4 protein-coding genes are annotated in these 3,010 nt (G+C 44.2%); 1 reads left to right on the top strand and 3 read right to left on the bottom strand.

The window, feature by feature from the left end:
• Positions 1-175: 175 nt before the first annotated feature.
• Positions 176-571 carry a transposase gene (locus tag IQ242_RS21080; RefSeq protein ID WP_193961294.1) on the bottom strand — a complete coding sequence of 132 codons (396 nt, stop codon included), beginning with the start codon at positions 569-571 and terminating at the stop codon, positions 176-178.
• A gap of 294 nt (positions 572-865) precedes the next feature.
• Here IQ242_RS21080 and IQ242_RS21085 point away from each other — a divergent pair, with 294 nt between their 5' ends.
• Positions 866-1,159 (top strand): hypothetical protein, encoded by a 294-nt coding sequence (locus IQ242_RS21085; protein ID WP_002760270.1) that lies wholly within the window; start codon positions 866-868, stop codon positions 1,157-1,159.
• On the opposite strand, the gene hrcA is transcribed toward IQ242_RS21085, so the two are convergent.
• Both hrcA and IQ242_RS21095 read right to left on the bottom strand, forming a co-directional pair.
• Positions 1,146-2,222 carry a heat-inducible transcriptional repressor HrcA gene (gene hrcA / locus IQ242_RS21090; protein ID WP_193961295.1) on the bottom strand — a complete coding sequence of 359 codons (1,077 nt, stop codon included), beginning with the start codon at positions 2,220-2,222 and terminating at the stop codon, positions 1,146-1,148. The genes IQ242_RS21085 and hrcA overlap by 14 nt on opposite strands.
• Before the next feature lie 143 nt (positions 2,223-2,365).
• Positions 2,366-2,704, bottom strand: a complete 339-nt coding sequence (locus IQ242_RS21095) for a rhodanese-like domain-containing protein (RefSeq protein ID WP_103112030.1) — start codon at positions 2,702-2,704, stop codon at positions 2,366-2,368.
• Between the last annotated feature and the right edge of the window lie 306 nt (positions 2,705-3,010).

Consider the following 3,010-nt stretch of genomic DNA (forward strand, 5'->3'; position numbering starts at 1 on the left):
TCTTTTGCCTGAGTGCCTCTTGCCTTTTGCCCATCCTTATAAGTAGGGAGGCATAATTATTTGTAGGATGGGTTAGCGGTAGCGTAACATGAGCGGGCGTTGGGTTTCATGCTTCAACCCAACCTACGTTCATCTTATATTTAATTCCACCCACCCACTTACTTTTTATTATTGTCTAAGTTGTTGTAGTTTTTCTGTCTCTCTTGCGGGTGGTTGTAGAGTTTTTTTTGCGGGTTATTCTCAAGCGTTCGGCTATTCTTGCCACTGTCGCCACACTTAACACTATACCAGTTCTTTCTAGGAATAGTGTTGATAGTTCAGCTAGAGTTGCGTCATTATTTTCCTCAATTAACTCACCGAGGACGAGCATTTGTTCTGGAGTGAGTTTTAAATGACGTCCACATCGATAAGTCTTTGGTCGAACATCTCCCGTTTCTCGATATTGTTTCAACAGCTTTTGTACGAAACTCAGGGTTACGCAGAATCTTTTCGCTAATTGTCTTTGAGAGATGGGTTCGTTATAGTAACAGTCGAGGATTTTCTGACGGAACTCTACTGGATAGGATTTCATTTTTTGTGCGGTTTAGCTATCGATGACATTATACTTCATATTTGTGAGAAAGAAAGAAAATTGAGACGAGGCAACCCTACCGCTCAACTACTAGGGTTGATTCAAGGTAGGGTTGATTCATGAATCAACCCTACCACCGACATCGGGGGGCAAGGGGAGATTCAGCTAATCTAAGGATAGGCGGTTAAGATGCGTCTTAGCTTAGTGGGTTTTCTGGCGCAACCCAAGCGATCGCTAAAGATGTTATTATCTAGGACAGTCAGCTGAAAATTCCCGCAACCTTCCTAGCCACCGATGAGAGCGATCGCTAAAGATGATATTCTTTATATTCACCATGAGGATGTGCCGGTTTATAAAAAAGGCGGTTCAGTGGTGAGAAATAGTTATTTTTGGGCGCTAAAATCGATCGCCTGTGGAGCGCGTCGGGGACAGGATTGGGAGTTCGATGCGGAGGTGTGGGTGGCGCTGGTGCGGATGTTGCTCTGTTTTGCCAATTCTGGCTATTTGGGGGATGGTGAGACAATTTTAGAGTTTACTGTCGATTGTCCTATTCCCGAACCTTTGCGGGGGATATCTACTTACTTATAGCCTCGCTGAGATAGTTAGCGGTGGATTCCACCAGGGGAATAGTATTTTCGTATAACATTCGCGTCGGTCCGATAATGCCAACACTACCGACGGGAGTATCTCCCTGTTTATAAAAAGCGGAGATAAGAGTACAAGGGCGCATGGATTCCAGAGGATTTTCGGAACCAATAGTGATTTTGACTTTTTTAGCTGATTTTTCCGGTTCTGGTCTTTGTAAAATCAGGGGTAAAAGGCGATCCTGTTCTGCTTCCAATAGATGCAGTAACATTTGTACTTGTTGCCATTGGGCGAATTCTGGCTGTCGAATGACTTCAGCGACACCATGGACGATAATCTCCGGGGTGGCAGTGGATTGGAGACTAGCGCCGATTTCTTGGCTTAATTGTTGGAGAAAATGGGTATAACGGGCAAATTCTCGCTCGATTTGCTGCCAATCGAGGTTAATTAAATCTGCCAAGCAATAACCTTTTAATTTTTCCCCCAGAAAATTAGAGAGGATTTGTAATTCTTCTGCTAATCCATTCTCCTTGTCCGTTGCCATAGACTCAGGAATTTCTATCATAACCGAGCGTGTTTGTAAACTATCTGTAACAATAATTAACATGATCTGCCGGTCCGAGACGGGGACTAATTGCAGATGACGCAGGGTATTGGTGAGGGTGTGGGGAAGAGTAACGATAGCGATATAACCGCTTAAACCGGCTAAAAATTGGGTGGCCCGTTGCAGCAGACTTTCGAGACTCCAAGCGGGAGATTTAGCGTTTTGATGCAGATAATAGCCGATTTTTTCGCCGATACGGTCATCGGGAGTCATCAACTCATCGACGTAGAGACGATAACCCCAATCGGAGGGAATGCGTCCGGAGGAAGTGTGGGGTTGATAGAGTAAACCTTCTTTTTCCAGTTTACCGAGAGCATTGCGAATCGTGGCGGAACTAACCGTAAATTTGTACTCATCGAGTAGAGTTTTCGAGCCAACCGGTTCGGCCGTGGCGATATAATGTTGGATTGTCGCCTTTAAGATATGTTGATAGCGATCGCTGAGATGGGTTCTAGCGGACATAGGGGAATAATCTTAAGATAAAGATTTATAAGATTTTTTTAGACAGTATAACGCTTAATCAGTTATCAGTTATCAGTAGTCAGTCCTCCGTGGGGAGAAAGGGATAGTTTACCCCTCTCTTTTCCCGATGGGGGCTATAAAAATTAGTAACGGGGAATATTAGGATCGACGAGGAGGGAATAAGCATCGATGCCGCCGTTAATATTTTTAACATTAGTAAAACCCTGACTTTGTAGCCATTGGCACATTTGCAGGGATCTCATGCCATGGTGACAGATAACCAGGGTTTCTGCTTGGGGGTTGAATTGGGTAGCAATAGTGGGCGACCATTCTTGGTATTGACTCAAGGGTAAAATAGTAAAACTGGCCACAGATGCCATGGCAACTTCCTCCGGTTCGCGCACATCAATAAGTTGTAAATTAGGATCATGATCGGCTAAACGGAGAGCGAGTTCATGGACGCTAATTTCGGGAATGCTCATAGATTTGGTCTTAAGAATCGGTTATCTTTCCTTTAGAGTAGCAAATCGAGGGACCCTGAGCGTTTATCTGTGAACAGTGCCTAAGTTGTAATGATGGTGAGGAGAATTCTGGAGAACCCAAAAAGCGCATTTGTCCCAGGCTGAATTTCAGTTAAGCTTTGATCAGAGGTTATTGCAGGAGGGAGTTATTGATACCGAATAGATTCACCCAGATGTATTGCGCTGAAACTATCTTTTCCCCGGTTTTTTATCCTCTGATTAATTTTTAAGTTGTACTGTATTCTCCCCACTTCCCCACTCCCCCAC

It is taken from the genome of Microcystis sp. LEGE 08355, assembly GCF_015207185.1.
GTDB classification, from domain to species: domain Bacteria; phylum Cyanobacteriota; class Cyanobacteriia; order Cyanobacteriales; family Microcystaceae; genus Microcystis; species Microcystis panniformis.